The sequence below is a fragment of the Sphingomonas mali NBRC 15500 genome (genome assembly GCF_001598415.1).
Classification (GTDB): Bacteria; Pseudomonadota; Alphaproteobacteria; order Sphingomonadales; family Sphingomonadaceae; genus Sphingomonas; species Sphingomonas mali.
Map to the genome: position 1 here is coordinate 1 of NZ_BCYX01000059.1, position 18,903 is coordinate 18,903.

The window sequence follows — 18,903 nt, forward strand, 5'->3', positions numbered from 1 at the left end:
CCCCCTGGGAGAGGGATTTTTAGTCCCTCAATCCGCCGCGGCGAAATGCGCCATCTGGTCGGCATGGGCCTTGATAAACGGCGGCCGCGCCGTCGCGCGCTCGACATAGGCGCGGCAGGCCGGATAGTCCGCCAGCCCATCGAACCGGTCGACCAGCCGCAGCACATCGGACATCAGGATGTCGGCGATCGAGAAGGTCCCGACCAGCCAATCGTTTTCACCCAGCACGATTTCCATATGCTTGAGCCGGGCCTCCAGGAAGTCGTCGAAAAACTTCTTGATCGGATTCTCGCCGGCATCGCCCGAGAACATGAAGAAGGACCAGGGTTGGCTTGCTGCCTCGACCGAGGCGAGCGATGCGAACAGCCATTCCTTGGTGTCGCTTTGACCTTTGGGATCGGTGGGCATCAGCGCGTCGCTCAACTCGCCAAGATGAAGCAGGATCGCGCCGCTCTCGAAGATCGACAGGTCGCCGTCGGTTAGCCACGGTACCTGGCCGAACGGCTGATGCGCGAAATGCTCGGGACCGCGGTCCTTGAACGGCACGCTCGCGACACGATAGGGCAGCCCGGCCTCTTCGAGCGCCCAGCGCACGCGCAGGTCGCGGACGAATCCGCGCGGCGGCTCGGGAACCCAGTCGTACGTAAAGAGAGTCAGATCGCCCATGTCATGCAACTCCAAGGAAACGGGGTAATTTGTCGAGCAGGCCATTCCAGCCCTGCTCATGGCTGTCGCGCTCGGCCTCGTCGGGCAGGTGCTCGTGAAGCAAGGTAAGTTCGGTGCCGCCGTCGATCGGCTTGAGCAGGAAAGTGACCAGGGCGTCGGGCTCCTGTGCCCCGGGCAGATCCCAGGTGAAGGACAGCTTCTGCTCGGGAATCACTTCCTGATAGATCCCCGTCGGATTGTGCTCATCGCCGTTGACCAAACGGAAGACGACGCTGAAGCGGCCGCCGGGACGTACGTCCGCCACCGCGCTGAGCGTCGGCCCGGCGTCGGGTCCCCACCATTGGATCATCTGCTCGGGTTGCGTGATCGCCGCCCAGATTCTGGCCGGCGATGCCTTGATACGGCGGACGATGGTCACGCTCGGCAGGGTATCGGCCATTACTCGCCATCCTTTTCGACGAACGCGACGAGCCGATCGAGGCTCACCGTCCAGAGACGTTCATAACGCTGGAGCCACGCCATCGCCTCCTGCATCGGCCCGACCGACAGATTGACCGACACCGTGCGGCCGGTCTTGGCGCGCGTGATCAACCCCGCGTCGGACAGCACGTCGAGATGCTTCATCATGCCGGGAAGCTTGAGCGACAGGGGCCGGGCAAGCTCGCTCACCGACAGGCCGGGCGCGTCTTTCAGCCGCAACAGGATATGCCGCCGCGTCGGATCGGCGAGCGCGGAGAAGGTGCGGTCGATGGCGGATGACTGATACTTCACCATGTAGCGAAGTATTGTCCATGCCACAGGTCGCGTCAACCCTGGGGCACCGGCATGGGTCGAAAACTCGTTATCGTACATGCCGATACCGATTGGTATGACGTTGGCAGCTTGGGGGAGGCCGCATTGAACGACGAGGGTGGTTACGGGGCGGTGAGGACCGGCGAAGAAACAATGCGCCGAGCCATGTGCCTTTTCGCGGTCAGTTATGCCGCGATCCACAATGCCGTCGACAAGAGCATGGATCTGTTGCGCGCATGGGATCTTGAGGGTTCTCTGACGCCAATAGAAAAAGGTTTTTTCACGGCCAATCCTATGCCCGCCAAACAGCGTATTGCCTTGAGCTGGCGGTGCGAGGCGATGATCCCGTTGATGTGGGCCACTCGGTTATTCGACACGATGCCGGAGCCGACTGACACCTTCGACTTCGAGTATCTGTCCGAGTTCTGGCTCACTGTCCCGGCCGGATATTGGAAAGACGTGGAGATCAGACCGGAAGCGGAGATCATATCGGCGACCGATCATATCCGCGACCTGCACTGGCGGCTGCGCGACGCGGAATTGCACCATCGCCCTCCCCCGCCCGACATCGACTACGGTGTCGTGATTGAACGTCATCATGCTCTCAACTGGCTTTGCCGATATGAGGATGACGATTGGGATGACGTAGCCACCGACACCTGAATTGCGCTGAGCCTCAAACGGCAAAGCGGCCCGGGATTGCTCCCGAGCCGCTTCATCCTCCCCGGCTTTCCCGGTTGTTATGGCGTTCGTCGTAGCGACGTCGCGGAAAAGCGGTAGCCGTTTTTCCGCGCGACGCTCAGTCGTCGTTGCGCTCGGTCAGGAACGCCGGCGCGAATTCGGGCTCGGGACCTTCGTCCTTGCCGCCTTCGCTGCGCTCGCGGCGCGGGCCGCGGTCACCGCCACGATCGGGGCCGCGGTCGCGGCGCGGGCCACGATCGCCGCCGTCACGGCGCGGGCCACGGTCACCACCACGATCGCCGCCGCCGCTGCGCGGACCACGGTCACGGTTGCCACCTTCGCGCGGCTCGCGCGGGGGACGGGTGTCTTCCAGCTCTTCGCCGGTTTCCTGGTCGACGACGCGCATCGACAGGCGAACCTTGCCGCGCGGATCGATCTCGAGGACCTTGACCTTGACTTCCTGGCCTTCGGAAACGACGTCGCCGGGCTTCTCGACCCGCTCGTTCTTCATTTCGCTGACGTGGACGAGACCGTCCTTGCCGCCCATGAAGTTCACGAACGCGCCGAAGTCGACGATGTTGACGACCTTGCCGTTATAGACCTTACCGACCTCGGGCTCCTCGACGATGCCCTTGATCCAGTTGATCGCGGCTTCGATCTGGCTGACGTCGGACGACGACACCTTGATCACGCCTTCGTCGTCGATGTCGACCTTGGCGCCGGTGGTGGCGACGATCTCACGGATGACCTTGCCGCCCGTGCCGATGACGTCACGGATCTTGGTCTTGTCGATCGTGAAGGTCTCGATCCGCGGCGCGTGTGCCGACAGTTCCGAGCGGGTGTGGTCGAGCGCCTTGGCCATTTCGCCCAGGATGTGCGCGCGGCCTTCATTGGCCTGCGCCAGCGCGACACGCATGATCTCCTCGGTGATGCCGGCGATCTTGATGTCCATCTGAAGGCTGGTGATGCCTTCCGAGGTACCGGCCACCTTGAAGTCCATGTCGCCGAGGTGATCCTCGTCGCCCAGGATGTCCGACAGGACGGCGAAGTCCTTGCCTTCTAGGATCAGGCCCATCGCAATGCCCGACACCGGGCGCTTGATCGGCACGCCGGCGTCCATCAGGCTGAGCGAGCCGCCGCACACCGTCGCCATCGAGGACGAGCCGTTCGACTCGGTGATGTCGCTGGTGACGCGGATCGTGTAGGGGAACTCTTCCTTCGACGGCAGCACCGCGTGCAGCGCGCGCCAGGCGAGCTTGCCATGACCGATGTCGCGGCGGCTGGGCGCCCCGAAACGACCGACTTCGCCGACCGAATAAGGCGGGAAGTTATAGTGCAGCATGAAGTGCTGGTAGCTCAGGCCACCCAGCCCATCGATCATCTGCTCGGCGTCCTTGGTGCCCAGGGTCGTCGTCGCGATGGTCTGCGTCTCGCCACGCGTGAACAAGGCCGAGCCGTGCGCGCGCGGCAGGAAGTGGACTTCCGCCTCGATCGGACGGACCGTCTTGGTGTCGCGGCCATCAATGCGACGGCCGGTCTTCAGGATCGCGCCGCGAACGATTTCGGCCTCGAGCTTCTTGACCAGCTTCATCGCGACCATCTGCTCTTGCGGCGCCTTGTCGGCCATCGCGGCCTTGGCGGCGGCGCGGGCTTCGTTGAGCGCGTTCGAGCGGGCCGACTTGTCGACCAGCTTGTAGGCCGCGTCGATGTCCTTGCCGATCAGCTTCTTCAGCTCGGCCTTGATCGCCGAATTGTCGTCGCTGTTCTTGAGCTCCCAGGGCTCCTTGGCCGATTGCTCGGCCAGCTTGATGATCGCCTTGATGACGTCCTGCGACGCCCGGTGTGCGAACATCACCGCGCCGAGCATGACCTCTTCCGACAGCTCCTTGGCTTCGGATTCGACCATCATCACCGCGTCGTGGGTGGCGGCGACGACCAGGTCGAGCTCGCCTTCGAGCACTTCGGCGTCCGACGGGTTGAGCTGATACTCGCCGTCCTTGTAGCCGACGCGCGCGGCGCCGATCGGGCCCATGAACGGCACGCCCGAAATGGTCAGCGCGGCCGAGGCGGCGATCATCGCCAGGATGTCGGGCTCGTTCTCGCCGTCATACGACATCACCTGGGCGATGACGTTGATCTCGTTGTAGAAACCTTCGGGGAAGAGCGGGCGGATCGGGCGGTCGGTCAAACGGCTGATCAGCGTCTCGCGCTCGGTGGCGCCACGCTCGCGCTTGAAGAAGCCGCCCGGGATACGACCCGAGGACGAGAACTTCTCCTGGTAATGGACGGTGAGCGGGAAGAAATCCTGCCCTTCCTTGACCGACTTGGCGGCCGTGACCGCGCAGAGCACGACGGTCTCACCGAGGGTCGCGATCACCGCGCCGTCGGCCTGGCGGGCAACCTTGCCCGTTTCGAGCGTGAGGGTCTTGCCGCCCCACTCGATGCTTACCTTCTTGGTATCGAACATTCTATTTCCTTCGTCCGGCGGCCCTATGCCTGCCGGTTCCTGACGGGATTGCTTGAAAGTTGTACCTTCACGCGAACCCAAAGAAGGACCTGCCTTCAGGTCCTGGTAGCGGAGAGTTCCGCCGCCGGCCCGCACCGGATTGTACGGGGCCGAATAAGCGAAACGGCGCCCGGAGGCGCCGTTCCTGAATTACTTGCGAAGACCGAGCTTCGCGATGAGGGCGAGATAACGATCGCCATCCGATTTGCGCAGATAGTCGAGCAGCGAGCGGCGCTTGTTGACCATCATCAGCAGACCGCGGCGCGAGTGATTGTCCTTCGCGTGGGTCTTGAAATGCTCGGTGAGCGTCTTGATGCGGTCGGTCAGGATCGCGACCTGGACCTCGGGGCTGCCGGTGTCGCCTTCGACGCGGGCATGTTCCTTGATGACCGCTTCTTTGCGCTCGGGGGTAATCGACATTCTGTTTCCTTCGACATCGCGTGACTAACAATTGAACCCGCGGACGATGCGGGCTTCCCCGCTTTCGACTTCCACCAACGCCACCGGGGTTTCGCCCAGCATTGCGAAGTAGAGGCCATCGTCTTCGGCAATCCCGACCAGAACGCGCCCCTGTCGGAGCGCTCCTGCCTGGTCGGGGTCGAGGGAGAGAGCCGGGATGTCGTCCAGCCCCGCCCTCAATGGCAGGAGAATCTGTTCAAGGCCGTGGCGCATAGCGGATTCGGTCAATTTGTCCAGCGATATCGCGTGGGACAGGTCGAACGGCCCGGCCTTGATGCGGCGGAGATAGGTGACGTGGCCGACCGTGCCAAGCGCGTGCGCGATGTCGCGGGCGAGGCTGCGGATATAGGTGCCCTTGGAGACGTGCGCGATGAGGGTGACCGACTCCAAATCCTCCCCGGCACGGGGAGGGGGACCATCGCGCAGCGATGGTGGAGGGGGCCCTCCTTCAAGCGAATCCGTCAAGGCGGGCCCCTTCCACCCCTCGCCTTCGGCGAGCGGTCCCCCTCCCCGTCCCGGGGAGGATTTAAGAGAAAACACCGTCACTGCCCGGGTCGCGAGCACCACTTCTTCCCCGGCCCGCGCCAGGTCATACGCCCGCTCGCCATCGACCTTCAGCGCCGAATAGGCCGGCGGCACCTGCTCGATCGCTCCGGTGAAGCGCGGCAGCACCGCTTCCACAGCGGCCAAAGTCGGCCGCACTTCGCTGGTCGCGATCTCCTTGCCTTCGCGGTCGAGCGTATCGGTCTCGACCCCGAAGCCGATCGTGAACTCATACACCTTGTCGCTGTCGAGCATTCGCCCGGCGAGCTTGGTCGCCTCGCCGATCGCGATCGGCAGCACGCCAGAGGCGAGCGGATCGAGCGTCCCGCCATGTCCGACCTTGGCCTTGCCATAGCCGCCCTGGCGCAGCGCGCGCTTGACCGCACTCACCGCCTGGGTCGAGCCGAGTCCGAGCGGTTTGTCGAGGATGATCCAGCCATGCATCCGCGCGCCCTAGCCTGCGAGGCGGGCGCGGTCAGCCCTTCTTCTTTGCCTTCTTCGCCTTGGGCGGCGGCCCGTTGCTCGCGACCAGACTGTTGATCGGGCAGCGCTGGCGATCGACGAGCAACGTGCCGGTGCGGTCAAGCTGACTGCCGCCGAACCGCGTATCGACGCCGATCCGCACCGCGAAAGGTAGCCCGGTGCACGGACCAACCACGGTTGCATAATACCAGCGTCGTTGCTGGTCCTGCAGCCAGACACCGCGGTCGCCATCGGCCTCGAAATTATAGAGTCCGATCGTGCCGATGAAGGGGATGCTGGTTTCCTTGCCCAATTTGTCAGCGGGCCAAGTCGGGTCTTGTTGTTTGGCCGCGGCGGGGACAACGGCGCCGGCCAGGCTTGCCGCCGCCAGGATCGCGATCGTCAGGGTACGGATCATGTGCGTTGCCTTTCGAAAACGAGGACGAAACGAACGACTGTCACCCTTGATCCTGCCACGCCGGGGCTGAATTCAGGCTGAAGCTGGCTTACAGGAACAGGCCAAGCAACAGGCCGACGACGCGATCGGCGATCGGTCCGACAATACGCGCTACGACATTGGCGCTTGGGGCGATCGTCGGCAGGATGACAAGGAGGAACAGCATCACTGGAAAGCCGAAGCGGCTTAGCTTGGCATAGTGCGCCGCGAGCGGGCGTGGCAGGATCGCCTCGACGACATGACCGCCGTCGAACGGCGGCACCGGCAGCAGGTTGAAGATCGCCAGGAAGACGTTGATCAGCAGGAAATTGATCAGGTTGGCGGCGACGAAACCGCCGACACCCGCCTGCGGCAATCCCCCTGCCGAACCAACCCAGATACCGATCGCCGCCGCGGCGATCGTCGCCATGACGAGGTTGATTCCCGGCCCGGCCAGCGCGACCAGCGCCATGTCGCGGCGCGGATGGTTGAGCCGCGCGGTCACTACCGGCACCGGCTTGGCCCAGCCGAAGATCGGCGCATTGGCGAGCGCGAGCATCATCGGCACCAGCAAGGTCCCGACCGGATCGACATGGCAGATCGGACTGAGCGTCAGCCGCCCGCGTTCCGCCGCGGTCCGGTCACCCAGCATGCGCGCGACATAGCCATGCGCGACCTCGTGGAATACAATCGCGATGACCAACGGGATCAGCCAGATCGCGATCCGGTAGAGCATGTCGTTCATTGCCCGGCGGCTTGCCGCGCGGCGACGAAATGCTTGCGGCACAAGGCGACATAGCGGTCGTTGCCGCCGATCTCGGTCTGCGCGCCCTCGACCACCGCCCGGCCCTGCTCATCGACGCGCAGGTTCATCGTCGCCTTGCGTCCGCATTCGCACACCGATTTGAGCTCGATCAGCGAATCGGCCAGCGCCAGCAACCGCGCTGAGCCCGTGAAGAGCTGCCCCTGGAAATCGGTGCGCAGGCCGTAAGCGAGCACCGGAATGCCGACCACATCGGCGAGATGCGCGAGCTGGTCGACCTGCGGCGAGGTCAGGAATTGCGCCTCGTCGACCAGGACGCAGGCGATCTTCTCATGTGCGTGACGCTCGGCGACAATCGCGGCGATGTCGGTCTTGCTCTCGAACGGAATCGCGTTCGCCTCCAGCCCGATCCGCGAAGTGATCGTGCCCGCCGCGAAACGGTCGTCGATCGCCGCGGTGAACAGCATCGTGGTCATGCCGCGCTCGCGATAATTGAAGTCCGCCTGGAGCAGGGTGGTCGATTTCCCGGCGTTCATCGACGCATAGTAGAAATAGAGTTTCGCCATCAGCCGTTCCAAGTATCGTGGATACCGACCACGCGCCAGCGACCGCCGCGATATTCCAGCGCAATCAAGTGCCCAGCGCCGCACAAACCGCCGCAAGTCCATCCGCTTTCGACAAAGGCAAACTCATCTTGATATATCGGCGCGGTCAGCCAGTTGCGTTGGCGGCATCGGTCTGGCCAAGGCTTGTCGGCGACGGCTGGAGCGGGCCTTCGGACAAATTCCAGAGTCAGGCGCGCAGTGGCGCCGGAAAGGCGGCCGGCCATTGCGGGATCGATGGACTTTGCGCTCAGTGACCCAGTTCCATGCCAGGCGGTAAAGCCGCCTCGCAACCCCAGGCGCATCAATATCTTGTCGAGCTGACCGACGTCGCGGGCTTCTTCGGCAAAGATCGATCTCTCTGGACGATGAAGGTCGATGCAGAAGTCTGGCATGGCCGTCAGCAGGCGTACGGCATTGGCGGCGGGGGCTGTCTCGCCGAGAGTTTCCATCGCGAAGACGTTTAACAGCTCAGCCTCATTCAGCGGCGGCGGTGCCCGATGCGCCGCGCAACCGCTCAGCAGAATGACGCCGAGCGAACACATCGCGACGAAGCGTCGGAAGTCGAGCCGTATCACCCGATCTTCGCCGGTCCCTCGGCCAGGACCGCCCAGCCCTTGCCGTTGTTATAGATCGCGATCGTGCGGCGGCTGGTTCCGTCGTCCCAGCGGACGAAGGCCATGTTGGCGACGATCATCGGTGAGGTCAGCGTCAGCGTCCTGCCGCACGAAGCCGGCTTGTCGCGCTGGACCGACGCCGGAAGGGTAAGGGAGGGATAGTCGCGCACGCGCGCCTGCGCCCAGGCCGCGGCAAGCGTGCTTTCGAGCTGATCGTCGACCAGCTGATACAGCCCCTGCGCGTCGCGCTCGAGATAGGTCCAGGTGATGGGCTTGCCGGCGATGGCGGGCGGGATCGGTTCCGGCCCCTTGCGCGCGACCGTCTGCGGCGCGACGCAGGCATTGCCCGAATAGCGCGCGGCATAGTCACGCACGACCGCGGCTTCGATCGCAATCTGGTCCGCCGTCACCGCCGGCGCAACGGGTGCGCTGCCGGGCGAGTGGCAGGCGGCAAGGAGGAAAGGGGCGAGCGGCAACAGCCGGCGGAGCATCATATCACGAAACTAAGCACGCACCGCGCCGCGCGTCCACGGTCAGTCGTCACCGTTCTGGTCAAGATCCTGCGCCACCTTGGGCGCGCGCAGCAGCGAGTCGATATGGCTGCCTTCGTCGAAGCTCTCGTCGGCCAGGAATTTGAGCTTGGCGGCGTATTTGGTCTGCACGCGGCTGGCGACCTCGCGCTGCAGATAGGCGGTGTTGGTACGCAGCGCCTTCAGCACCACGTCCTCGTCTTTGCCGAGCAGCGGCTTCACGAACACCGTCGCGTGACGGAGGTCCGGCGACATCCGAACTTCAGTGACCGAGACCATGTGGTTGACCAACGTGTCGTCATGCACATCGCCGCGCTGCAAAATCTCGCTCAGCACATGACGCACCTGTTCGCCGACACGGAGCGTGCGAACCGATTTCTCGGGGCTGGAATCTTTGTTGTGCATGACGCGGCCTCCGGCACTGCGTCACCCCAGCGAAAGCTGGGGTCTCATGCCGCGGGCGAGACCGATAAGGTACCGCCCGCGGCTCGAGATGCCAGCTTTCGCTGGCATGACGGTTGATCTTACAGCGTCCGTTCGCGCAGTTCGACCTCGAAGGTTTCGAGGAAGTCGCCTGGCTTGATGTCGGTGAAGTTCTGCGTGAACGTCACACCGCATTCCAGGCCCGCGCGGACTTCGGCGACGTCGTCCTTGAAGCGACGCAGGCTCGCGATCTCACCCTGATAGATGATGACATCCTCCCGAGTGATGCGCGCCTTGAGCGCCTTGCGGATGACGCCGTCGACCACCAGCAGACCGGCCGCCTTGCCGTGCTTGCCGGCCGAGAAGACCTCGCGGATTTCGGCGCGGCCGACCACGGTCTCGAACGCTTCGGGACCAAGCTCGCCCGCCATGCCGGCGCGGATCTCGTCGATCAGGTCGTAGATCACGTCGTAATATTTGAGCGCGACCTTCTGCCGCTCGGCGATCTCGCGCGCCTTGGCATTGGCGCGGACGTTGAAGCCGATGATCGGGGCGCCCGAGGCACCCGCGAGCGTAACATCGCTCTCGGTGATGCCGCCGACGCCCGAATGGAGCACGCGCGCCTTGATCTCGTCGGTCGAGATCTTGTTGACCGCGCCGACGATCGCCTCGACCGTACCCTGCGTATCGGCCTTGATGACGAGCGGATATTCGATCGCCTGATTGGCCTTGAGCGCGGAGAACATGCTCTCCAGGCTGGCCGGCGCATTGGTCGTGCGCTTGTCCTGGATGACGCCGGCACGATAGGCCGCGACTTCGCGGGCACGCGCTTCGTTCTCGACCACCTGAAGCGGATCGCCCGCCGAGGGGACGCCCGAAATACCTAGGATCTCGACCGGCATCGATGGGCCGGCCTCCTTGATCTGCGCACCCTTGTCGTTGACCAAGGCGCGGACCTTGCCGCTCTCGGCGCCGGCGACGAACACGTCCCCGACTCTCAGCGTGCCGCGCGTGACGAGCACGGTCGCGACCGGACCGCGGCCCTTGTCGAGCTTGGCTTCGATCACGGTGCCTTCGGCGTCGCGATCGGGATTGGCCTTGAGCTCCATCAGCTCGGCCTGGAGCTGGATCTTCTCGACCAGCTCGTCCAGCCCGGTCTTCTTGAGCGCCGAGACCTCGACATCCTGGACGTCGCCGCCCATCTGCTCGACCACGACTTCATGCTCGAGCAGGCGTTCGCGGATACGCTGCGGATTGGCCTCGGGCTTGTCGACCTTGTTGATCGCGACGATCATCGGGACGCCAGCCGCCTTGGTGTGGTTGATCGCCTCGATCGTCTGCGGCATCAGCCCGTCGTCGGCGGCCACCACCAGCACGACTATGTCGGTGACGTTGGCGCCGCGCGCGCGCATCTCGCTGAATGCCTCATGGCCCGGCGTGTCGAGGAAAGTGATCTTCGACTTGTCCTTCAGCGTGACCTGATAGGCGCCGATATGCTGGGTGATGCCGCCGGCCTCGCCGCGCACCACGTCGGTACCGCGCAGCGCGTCGAGCAGGCTGGTCTTGCCGTGGTCGACATGGCCCATGATCGTGACGACCGGAGGACGCGGCTTCAACGTCTCGACCGCATCCTCGATCGTACCGGTCGACAAATCGACGTCCGAATCGCTGACGCGGGTGATGTTGTGGCCGAATTCGGTGACGAGCAGCTCGGCGGTATCCTGGTCGATCGTCTGGTTGACGGTGACCGGCATGCCCATCTTGAACAGCGACTTGACCAGGTCGGCGCCCTTTTCCGCCATGCGGTTGGCGAGTTCCTGGACGGTGATCGCGTCAGGCACGACGACGTCGCGGACCTGCTTCTCGCGCGGCGCGCCGCCGCCGAGATGACGGCGATGTTCTTTTTCGCGTGCGCGCTTGAGCGCGGCGAGCGAGCGGGCGCGCGCGCCTTCCTCACCACCCAATGCACGATTGACCGTCAGCTTGCCGCCACGGCGTTCCTCGCCCTTGCGATCGCGCTGGCCGGGGCGTGCGGGTTGCGACGTCTCGGCGCCGCGGCGCGGAGTCGCCTGGCCGGTGCCGGTCGGCGCCGCGCGCTGCGCGGGGGCAGCGGGCGAAGCGGGCGACGCTGCCTGAGCCGGTGCCGGCGCGGGCGCCGGGGCAGGCTTGGGAATCTCGGGACGCGCGACCGGGGTGAAGCGGCGCGGCGCGGGCAAAGACGGATCGAGCTGCACCGCGACCGGTGCTGCGGGGGCAGGTGCAGGCGCGGGCGCCGGGGCCGGCTTGGGCGCGGCGGGCGCCGCTGCGGCAACCGGGGCCGGAGCGGGCGCGGGGGAAGGAGCAGGAGTCTCGACCGGCGCCGGTGCTGGCGGCGTGTCGGCGGCCTTGCTCTTTTCCTCGGCGCGGCGCTTCTCTTCCTCAGCGGCGGCCTGGCGCTGCGCATCCTCGCGGCGGCGCGCATCCTCCAGCGCATTCATGCGCTGTTCCTCGGCTTCGCGCAGCAATTGCGTCTGGCGCTCCTGCGCCGACAGCTGCGGCGTGGACGGTGCGCGCGCTGCTGGGGCGGCCGGGGCGGGTGCCGGAGCCGGTGCGGGGGCTTCCTCGACGACCGGGGCCTCGGCCGGGCCGCCGGCATTCGGACCGAGCACGCGGCGCCGCTTGACCTCGACCACGACGGTGTTCGAGCGCCCGTGGCTGAAGCTTTGCTTCACCTTGCCGGTCTCGACCGTGCGCTTCAGCCCCAATGGCTGGCGCATTCCGAGCTTCGGCTTGTCGTTGTCGGTGTCGCTCACTCAATATCCTCGTCGTTGTCGGCCGTACCGATCGCCGCGGGAAGCGCCGATGCGCCCTGCGAGGCCGTTTCGCAAGGCTCGGTTGTCAAATCAGGGCCGATAAAGTGCCGCCAGCGGTCGAGCGCGTCACGCACGCGGACCGCGGCAGCGGGGTCGGTCACAGCGATATGTACCACATTTTCGCGGCCTAGCGCCAAGGACAATATGGTGCGCGGAAGAGGAAGTGCCAAGCCCTCTTCGCCAGATCCTTCGCGATCGCGCCCGACCCGCCACGCCTGGGCCAGCTTGCGCGCGCCATCCGAACCGGCATCGGAGGCATGGAGCAATAGCCGAACCTGGCCCGACCGTGCCGCTTTCTCCACCCGCTCGGTGCCGTTGACGATCTTCCCGGCCTTCGATTCGAGACCGAGCCGGTCGAGGAACGCGCGCTGCAATTGGTCGGCGATCAGCGTGCCCAAATCGGCGGGGATCGTCAGTTCGTTGGTCTTGAACGCTCGCGCCAGCGCGCCGCGCAACTTGCCCTTGGCATTGGCCGCGTCGAGTTCGCTTTGCGTCACCCCGATCCACGCCCCGCGCCCCGGCGCCTTGGCGCGGATATCGGGCAGCACCTGACCCTCGGGCCCGAGCGCCAGCCGGATCAACTCGCCGCGCGGCTCGCGGTCGCCCGACAGGATGCAGCGCCGGATGGGATCAGTTGAAGTTTTCATAGCCCCTCCCTTTCAAGGGAGGGGTTGGGGTGGGTGGCGAGCGTAGCGAGCCCCCCAAACGAGCAGCGAAGAGCGCCGCCGGAGGCATCGAGCCTCCGCCGTCGCTGCACCCATCCCTTGCCCCCCCCTTGAAAGGCAGGGGTTGGAGTATGCGACGCTATCGGACGAGCGGGGTTATCATTGCGAGGGGACCGCATGCGCGTCTCCCTCGATCTTTGGGGCATCGCGATCGGCGATCAGGATGCCGCCGGCGCCGTAATTTTCGGTCGAAACCTCTTCGATCACGATCTGCACCGCAGCCGGGTTCTTCCCCAGCCGCTCGACGAGCGACTGGGTGACGTCCGCCACGATGCCGGACTTCTGGTCCTTCGTGGCGGTGCCCGAGATGCGGATCGAGACGAACGGCATCAGGCTTCTTCACCCTCCGCCGCTTCGCCTTCGGCCGCGGGTTCGTCCTCGAACCAATGCGCGCGGGCGGCCATGATGATCTCATTGCCCTGCTCGTCGGTCAGGCCATATTCGGCGAGCACGCCGCCCTTATGCTCGGGGCGCTTGGGCGCGTCCTCGGCGCGGCGGCGCGGTTCCTGGCGCTTCTTCTCGACCAGCTCGTCGGTGGCGAGGTCGGCGAGATCGTCGAGCGTCTTGATTCCCGCCTTGCCGAGTGTGACCAGCATCGCTTCGGTCATGTACGGCATGCCGGCGAGCGCATCCTCGACGCCGAGCGCCTTGCGCTCCTCGCGATTGGCCTGTTCGCGGCGATCGAGCGCTTCCTGCGCGCGGCTCTGCAGCTCCTGGCCGAGATCGTCGTCGAAGCCCTCGATCGAGGCGAGTTCGGCGAGGTCGACATAAGCCACTTCCTCGAGCGCGCCGAAGCCTTCAGCGACCAGCAGCTGGGCCAAGGTCTCGTCGACGTCGAGCTCATTCTGGAACATTTCCGACCGCTCGACGAATTCGCGCTGGCGCTTCTCCGAGGCATCGGCCTCGGTCAGGATGTCGATCGCCTTGGCGGTCAGCTGGCTGGCGAGACGGACGTTCTGGCCGCGGCGGCCGATCGCCAGGCTGAGCTGGTCGTCGGGCACCACCACTTCGATCCGGTCCTCTTCCTCGTCGATCACGACGCGGCTGACCGATGCCGGCTGCAGCGCGTTGACGACGAAGGTCGCGGTGTCTTCCGACCAGGGGATGATGTCGATCTTCTCGCCCTGCATTTCCTGGACGACCGCCTGGACGCGGCTGCCCTTCATGCCGACACAGGCGCCGACCGGATCGATCGACGAATCGTGGCTGATCACGCCGATCTTGGCGCGCGAGCCCGGATCGCGGGCAGCGGCCTTGATCTCGATGATGCCGTCATAGATTTCCGGCACTTCCTGCGCGAACAGCTTCTTCATGAAGTCGGGATGCGCGCGGCTGAGGAAGATCTGCGGCCCGCGATTCTCGCGGCGGACATTGAGGATCAGCGAGCGGATACGGTCGTTGACGCGCACCACTTCGCGCGGGATCTGCTGGTCGCGGCGAATGACGCCCTCGGCCCGGCCCAGGTCGACGACGACATGGCCGAACTCGACGCGCTTGACCACGCCGGTGATGATCTCGCCCATGCGATCCTTGAACTCTTCGAATTGGCGCTCGCGCTCGGCGTCGCGGACCTTCTGAAAGATCACCTGCTTGGCAGCCTGGGCGGCGATGCGGCCGAATTCGATCGGGGGCAGCGGATCGACGATGAAGTCGCCGACCTTGGCGTCCTTCTGCAGCTTCTGCGCGCCCTTCAGGTCGACCTGCTTGAAATAATCGTCGACCGCTTCGACCACTTCGACGACGCGCCACAAGCGCAAGTCACCGGTATTCGGGTCGAGCTTGGCGCGGATGTCGTTCTCGGCGCCGTAGCGCGCGCGGGCGGCGCGCTGGATCGCGTCCTCCATCGCCTCGATCACGATGCCGCGATCGATCATCTTTTCGCTCGCGACGGAATTCGCGATCGCGATCAGCTCGGCCCGGTTGGCGGTAACGGCGGTGGCCATCAGTTACTTTCCTCTGTCTCGAATTCTTCTGCGCCGTCGCTCGACAGCGGCGCGGTTGCGGCAATGAGTTTGTCGGTGATCAGCAATTTGGCGTCGGCGACCTGGTCGAAGCCGATCGTCATTGGCTGATGCTTCTTTACATCGATCGTGATGCGGTCGCCGTCCACCCCGGCGAGATCACCGGTGAGCTGCTTGCGGCCATCGACCGGCGCGGTCAGGTGGATGCGTGCCTCTTGCCCGACCCAATTGGCGAAATCCTTGAGCCGGGTCAGCGGCCGGTCGATTCCCGGCGAACTGACTTCAAGCCGGTACGCTTCCTCGATCGGATCCACCTCGTCGAACGTGTCGGAGATGCGGCGCGACAGCTCGGCGCAATCGTCGATCGTCAGCTGACCTGTCTCGGGCCGCTCGGCCATCACCTGCAAGGTCAGGTCGTCCTTGCCCCCGAACATCTTCACGCGCACCAGGTCGAAGCCCAGGGCTTGCGCCTCGGGCTCGATCAATTGCGTCAGTCGGGCGATGTCCGCCATGGAGTGTCCGTGAAACAAGCAGGTTCGGCGCCGGGGGGCGGGAGCCCTCCGACCTCTTCACCTGACGATGTAGAGATTGGCGATGATATACGCCGGGCTCTCCGTCCCCGCAAGGGGGGCGTCAGGACGGGTTATATTTAGCCAGGAACGCCGCGACCTTTTTCAGGAAGTCGACTTGATTCTCGGGTTTGGCGAAACCGTGTCCCTCGCCCTTGTAGACATAATATTCGGGCGGATGGCCAAACTTGGTCAGGGCATCGACCAGCTCCTTCGATTGAGCGGGCGGAACGGTCGTATCGACATCGCCATGCGCGATCAGGATCGGGATTTTGAGGTCGGCGGCGCGTTTGGCCGGCGAAATCGAATCGAGCGTGGTGCCGTCTTTGCCCTGGATGCGGTCACGCCAGTCGCGAAAATAACGCGGCGCGAAGAACGTTTTACGGTCGTATTTGAGTTGTGCCGCGATGTCCGACACGCCGGCGAAGCTGATCGCGCAGCGATAGATGTCGGGGTTCCTGACTGCGCCCCATTCTGCCGCATAGCCGCCGAACGAGGCGCCCATGATGCAGATGCGCTTGGCATCGACCATGCCGCGCGCGACCAGCCATTTGACCCCGTCGTCGATATCGTCCTGCATGCCGCGGCCCCATTGGCCGTTTCCTTTCTCGACAAACTGGCGGCCATAGCCCGTCGATCCGCGGAAATTGGGTTGCAGCACGACATAGCCGCGGCTGGCGAGGAATTGCGCCCAGGTGTCGAATCCCCATTCGTCGCGTACGAACGGGCCGCCGTGCGGCATCACCACCATCGGCAGGTCCTTGGGCGTGCGTCCGACCGGCAGGGTCAGATAAGCGGGGATGTCGAGCCCGTCGCGCGCTTTGTAGCTGACCGAGTCCATATCGGCGAGTTTCTTGCTCCGGAGACGATCGAACGGCGCGGCGATCACCATCATCTTAGAGGTCTTGCGGTCGAGCAGGTAATACGTCCCGGGATTGGTAGCCGCCGTGGCCAGAATGACCAGCCGCGACTTGTCCTGGCTGGACGAGACGACCTGAATGCTGAGGCCCGGCAATGCTTTTTCGAGCCGGGCCTGCAACGCCTTGAATGCCGGATTGAACCACAGGATGCGGTCGCGGTCGTCGGTATAGCTGACCGATTCGAGCTGCCCTTTTTCGGACAGGTCGAAGTCGCTGATATCGGCGACCGCATTCTCGTAGACTAAGTCGCCCAGCCGGTCGGCCGCGAAATCGTAATGATAGAGTCCGAAGCGGCCGCTCGCGCCGCTGGCAATGGCATAACCCTGGTCGCTGCCAGGTATGACTGCGACCGTGTCGATCTGGTTGGCTGTATCGCGTACCGACCGGCTGGCCGACCGTCTGAATGGGGCGCTCTCGCTGGGGCGGTAATAGACCGACCATTTGTCGCCTTCGCTGGCGATTCCCGTGCGGATCACGCCCGACGTGTCGGCGAACCAACTCCAGACATGATCCTGCGGCTTGACGATCTCGGTCGCCTTGGCCGTCGCCAGGTCGATCCGATAGACCGACGGATAATCGAGCAGCGTCCTCTGCGCGAGCGCGAGGATGAACGTACCGGCCGGATCGATATAGATCACCTCGACACCGGCAACGCCATGGCCTGCGTTGATCATCTGCGACTTGCCCGACACCAGGTCATAGGCGATGGTCTGGCTCGCCCGGAGATTTTCTCCGAAAATCTTGATGGTCATGCTGACGTCGATCAGCAGGATGCTATTGCTGGCCCAGCGATAGGATAGCAGGTCGGTTCCGTCGGGCAGCGCGATCATCGACTGCGCATTCTTGTCTGTCTTGTCGGTCGATACGTCGACGATCACCAGCCGAGTCTTGCCGTTATCCTGCGTCCGTGCGGCCAGCCGGCTGCCATCGGGTGCAAGTATCGGCGTCGACAGGAACGGCAGCGCCCCGAAATCCTCCGCCGTCGGAACGTCGTCCGCCGGCATCGTACCCGACGCGTTGCCGCCCGTTGCGAGCAGCATGGCAGCCGCTATCACGGCAAGTCGTTTTGCGGCCATAATGATTCCCCCTATCCGTATCTTATGGTCGCGGGATCGAACGGCAAGGCATTGGGTTTCAGAAGTGGGGGATACAGTCGGGACGCAGACGATGACCAACAGCAAATTCGCCTTATCGTTCGCCATCTTCGCCGCCGCGGCGTGCTCGGCCGGCCCGGATGCGGCGAGCAATGCCCAGTCGACCGGAACCGCCACCACCAAGAACGGCGTGCCGCGCAACTCCCCGCTCGAACCCGAGATCATGAATGTGCCCGCGACGACCGGACGCGCCAATATGCCGATCGCGCCGGCACCGTTCACCGTGACCGATATCGGCAAGTTCGATGCGCCGTTCGCCATGGCGTTCCTGCCCAACGACCAGGGGTTGCTCGTCACCGAGAAAGCGGGTGTGCTCAAGCTGCGCCAGCCCGACGGCAAGGTCGTCGAGATCGCCGGCGTGCCCGCGGTAGCGAAGGGCGGACAGGGCGGGCTGCTCGATGTCGCCGTCGCGCCGACCTATGTCGACAGCCACATCGTCTATCTGAGCTATGCCGAGCCGGGCGCGGACGGAAGCCAGCTCGCGCTGGCCAGGGCGAAGCTCGACCTCAAGGGGCGCAGGCTCGACGATCTGTCGGTGATCTGGCGTTCGGGCTCGGCCGGTCCGGGCGGACAGTTCGGCTCGATCATCACCTTCTCGCCCGACGGCCAATATCTGTTCCTGACCTCAGGCGAGCGCCAGCGCTTCACCCCGGCGCAAGACCCCAAACAGGCGCTCGGCAAGATCCTGCGGCTGACGCTCGACGGCAAGGCGGCGGTGGGCAATCCGATGTACGATCGCGGCGGCGTCGAGGCGATGACCTGGACCAGCGGCCACCGCAATCCCTACGGCCTGGTGTTCGCGCCCGACGGGCGGTTGTGGGAAGAGGAGATGGGCCCGCGCGGCGGCGACGAGCTCAACCTGATCCTGCCGGGCAAGAATTACGGCTGGCCGATCGTCTCCAACGGCGACAATTATTCGGGCCAGCCAATCCCCGACCATCCCAGCCGCCCCGATCTCGAAGCGCCCAAATTGTGGTGGAACCCGTCGATCTCGCCCGGCGGCATGATCTATTATTCGGGCATCATGTTCCCGGCATACAAGGGCTCGCTGTTCATCGCCGCGATGTCCACGCCGGGACTAATCCGCGTGACCTTGTCAGGCGATACCGCGACCGCCGCCGATTTTTGGGATTTCGGCACGCGCATCCGCGACGTGGCGCAGGCGCCCGATGGGTCGATCTGGCTGCTGGAGGATGGCGAGGAGGGCTCCGGCGGTCGGTTGATGCGGCTGACGCCGAAAAG

At 64.8% G+C, this 18,903-nt stretch carries 20 protein-coding genes; 2 read left to right on the forward strand and 18 right to left on the reverse strand.

The features are described 5' to 3' along the window. Positions 1–27 precede the first annotated feature (27 nt). From SMA01S_RS22075 to SMA01S_RS22085, 3 genes are read right to left on the reverse strand one after another with little or no spacing between them, the layout of a single operon-like run. Positions 28–666 carry a glutathione S-transferase family protein gene (locus tag SMA01S_RS22075; protein ID WP_066827401.1) on the reverse strand — a complete coding sequence of 213 codons (639 nt, stop codon included), beginning with the start codon at positions 664–666 and terminating at the stop codon, positions 28–30. A gap of 1 nt (position 667) precedes the next feature. Next, positions 668–1,105, reverse strand: a complete 438-nt coding sequence (locus SMA01S_RS22080; protein ID WP_066827403.1) for an SRPBCC family protein — start codon at positions 1,103–1,105, stop codon at positions 668–670. Continuing rightward, on the reverse strand, positions 1,105–1,440 hold the full coding sequence (locus tag SMA01S_RS22085) for an ArsR/SmtB family transcription factor (RefSeq protein WP_066827405.1): 336 nt from the start codon (positions 1,438–1,440) through the stop codon (positions 1,105–1,107). The genes SMA01S_RS22080 and SMA01S_RS22085 overlap by 1 nt, the downstream gene beginning before the upstream one ends. A 51-nt stretch (positions 1,441–1,491) precedes the next feature. On the opposite strand from SMA01S_RS22085, the gene SMA01S_RS22090 reads away from it, so the two are divergent. Further along, on the forward strand, positions 1,492–2,121 hold the full coding sequence (locus SMA01S_RS22090) for a DUF4272 domain-containing protein (protein WP_066827407.1): 630 nt from the start codon (positions 1,492–1,494) through the stop codon (positions 2,119–2,121). A gap of 136 nt (positions 2,122–2,257) precedes the next feature. On the opposite strand, the gene pnp is transcribed toward SMA01S_RS22090, so the two are convergent. From pnp to SMA01S_RS22165, 15 genes are all read right to left on the reverse strand, one after another. Then, on the reverse strand, positions 2,258–4,606 hold the full coding sequence (pnp, locus tag SMA01S_RS22095) for a polyribonucleotide nucleotidyltransferase (RefSeq protein WP_066827409.1): 2,349 nt from the start codon (positions 4,604–4,606) through the stop codon (positions 2,258–2,260). Positions 4,607–4,795: 189 nt separating this feature from the next. Continuing rightward, complete coding sequence (rpsO, locus tag SMA01S_RS22100) at positions 4,796–5,065, reverse strand: 30S ribosomal protein S15 (protein ID WP_066812946.1); 270 nt, start codon at positions 5,063–5,065, stop codon at positions 4,796–4,798. Between the two features lie 24 nt (positions 5,066–5,089). Continuing rightward, positions 5,090–6,091 carry a tRNA pseudouridine(55) synthase TruB gene (gene truB / locus SMA01S_RS22105; protein ID WP_066827411.1) on the reverse strand — a complete coding sequence of 334 codons (1,002 nt, stop codon included), beginning with the start codon at positions 6,089–6,091 and terminating at the stop codon, positions 5,090–5,092. Between the two features lie 31 nt (positions 6,092–6,122). After that, positions 6,123–6,527, reverse strand: coding sequence for a DUF6491 family protein (locus tag SMA01S_RS22110; RefSeq protein WP_066827413.1), 405 nt, complete (start codon positions 6,525–6,527; stop codon positions 6,123–6,125). Between the two features lie 88 nt (positions 6,528–6,615). Further along, complete coding sequence (locus tag SMA01S_RS22115) at positions 6,616–7,290, reverse strand: site-2 protease family protein (RefSeq protein ID WP_066827416.1); 675 nt, start codon at positions 7,288–7,290, stop codon at positions 6,616–6,618. Then, positions 7,287–7,874 (reverse strand): thymidine kinase, encoded by a 588-nt coding sequence (locus SMA01S_RS22120; RefSeq protein WP_066827418.1) that lies wholly within the window; start codon positions 7,872–7,874, stop codon positions 7,287–7,289. The genes SMA01S_RS22115 and SMA01S_RS22120 overlap by 4 nt, the downstream gene beginning before the upstream one ends. Further along, positions 7,874–8,488: a hypothetical protein gene (locus SMA01S_RS22125; RefSeq protein WP_066827420.1), complete on the reverse strand. Its 615-nt coding sequence runs from the start codon at positions 8,486–8,488 to the stop codon at positions 7,874–7,876. Before SMA01S_RS22125 ends, SMA01S_RS22120 begins: the two co-directional genes overlap by 1 nt. Next, a complete protein-coding gene (locus tag SMA01S_RS22130; RefSeq protein ID WP_157094094.1) occupies positions 8,485–9,018 on the reverse strand; it encodes a hypothetical protein in 534 nt (177 codons plus the stop codon). Before SMA01S_RS22130 ends, SMA01S_RS22125 begins: the two co-directional genes overlap by 4 nt. A 42-nt stretch (positions 9,019–9,060) precedes the next feature. Then, a complete protein-coding gene (rbfA, locus tag SMA01S_RS22135; protein WP_066827424.1) occupies positions 9,061–9,462 on the reverse strand; it encodes a 30S ribosome-binding factor RbfA in 402 nt (133 codons plus the stop codon). A 119-nt stretch (positions 9,463–9,581) separates the two neighbouring features. Beyond that, positions 9,582–12,272 (reverse strand): translation initiation factor IF-2, encoded by a 2,691-nt coding sequence (infB, locus tag SMA01S_RS22140; RefSeq protein WP_066827426.1) that lies wholly within the window; start codon positions 12,270–12,272, stop codon positions 9,582–9,584. After that, positions 12,269–12,979 (reverse strand): DUF448 domain-containing protein, encoded by a 711-nt coding sequence (locus SMA01S_RS22145; protein ID WP_066827427.1) that lies wholly within the window; start codon positions 12,977–12,979, stop codon positions 12,269–12,271. Before SMA01S_RS22145 ends, infB begins: the two co-directional genes overlap by 4 nt. A 177-nt stretch (positions 12,980–13,156) precedes the next feature. After that, positions 13,157–13,387, reverse strand: coding sequence for a tautomerase family protein (locus SMA01S_RS22150; RefSeq protein WP_066827428.1), 231 nt, complete (start codon positions 13,385–13,387; stop codon positions 13,157–13,159). Then, the gene (gene nusA / locus SMA01S_RS22155) at positions 13,387–15,000 is read right to left on the reverse strand and encodes a transcription termination factor NusA (protein ID WP_066827433.1); all 1,614 of its coding nucleotides are present in this window, start codon (positions 14,998–15,000) and stop codon (positions 13,387–13,389) included. Before nusA ends, SMA01S_RS22150 begins: the two co-directional genes overlap by 1 nt. Beyond that, on the reverse strand, positions 15,000–15,530 hold the full coding sequence (rimP, locus tag SMA01S_RS22160; protein WP_066827435.1) for a ribosome maturation protein RimP: 531 nt from the start codon (positions 15,528–15,530) through the stop codon (positions 15,000–15,002). Before rimP ends, nusA begins: the two co-directional genes overlap by 1 nt. Before the next feature lie 121 nt (positions 15,531–15,651). Next, positions 15,652–17,547: an alpha/beta hydrolase family protein gene (locus tag SMA01S_RS22165; protein ID WP_066827437.1), complete on the reverse strand. Its 1,896-nt coding sequence runs from the start codon at positions 17,545–17,547 to the stop codon at positions 15,652–15,654. A 127-nt stretch (positions 17,548–17,674) separates the two neighbouring features. On the opposite strand from SMA01S_RS22165, the gene SMA01S_RS22170 reads away from it, so the two are divergent. Beyond that, on the forward strand, positions 17,675–18,903 hold a 1,229-nt coding region (locus tag SMA01S_RS22170; RefSeq protein WP_066827439.1), incomplete at its 3' end, for a PQQ-dependent sugar dehydrogenase.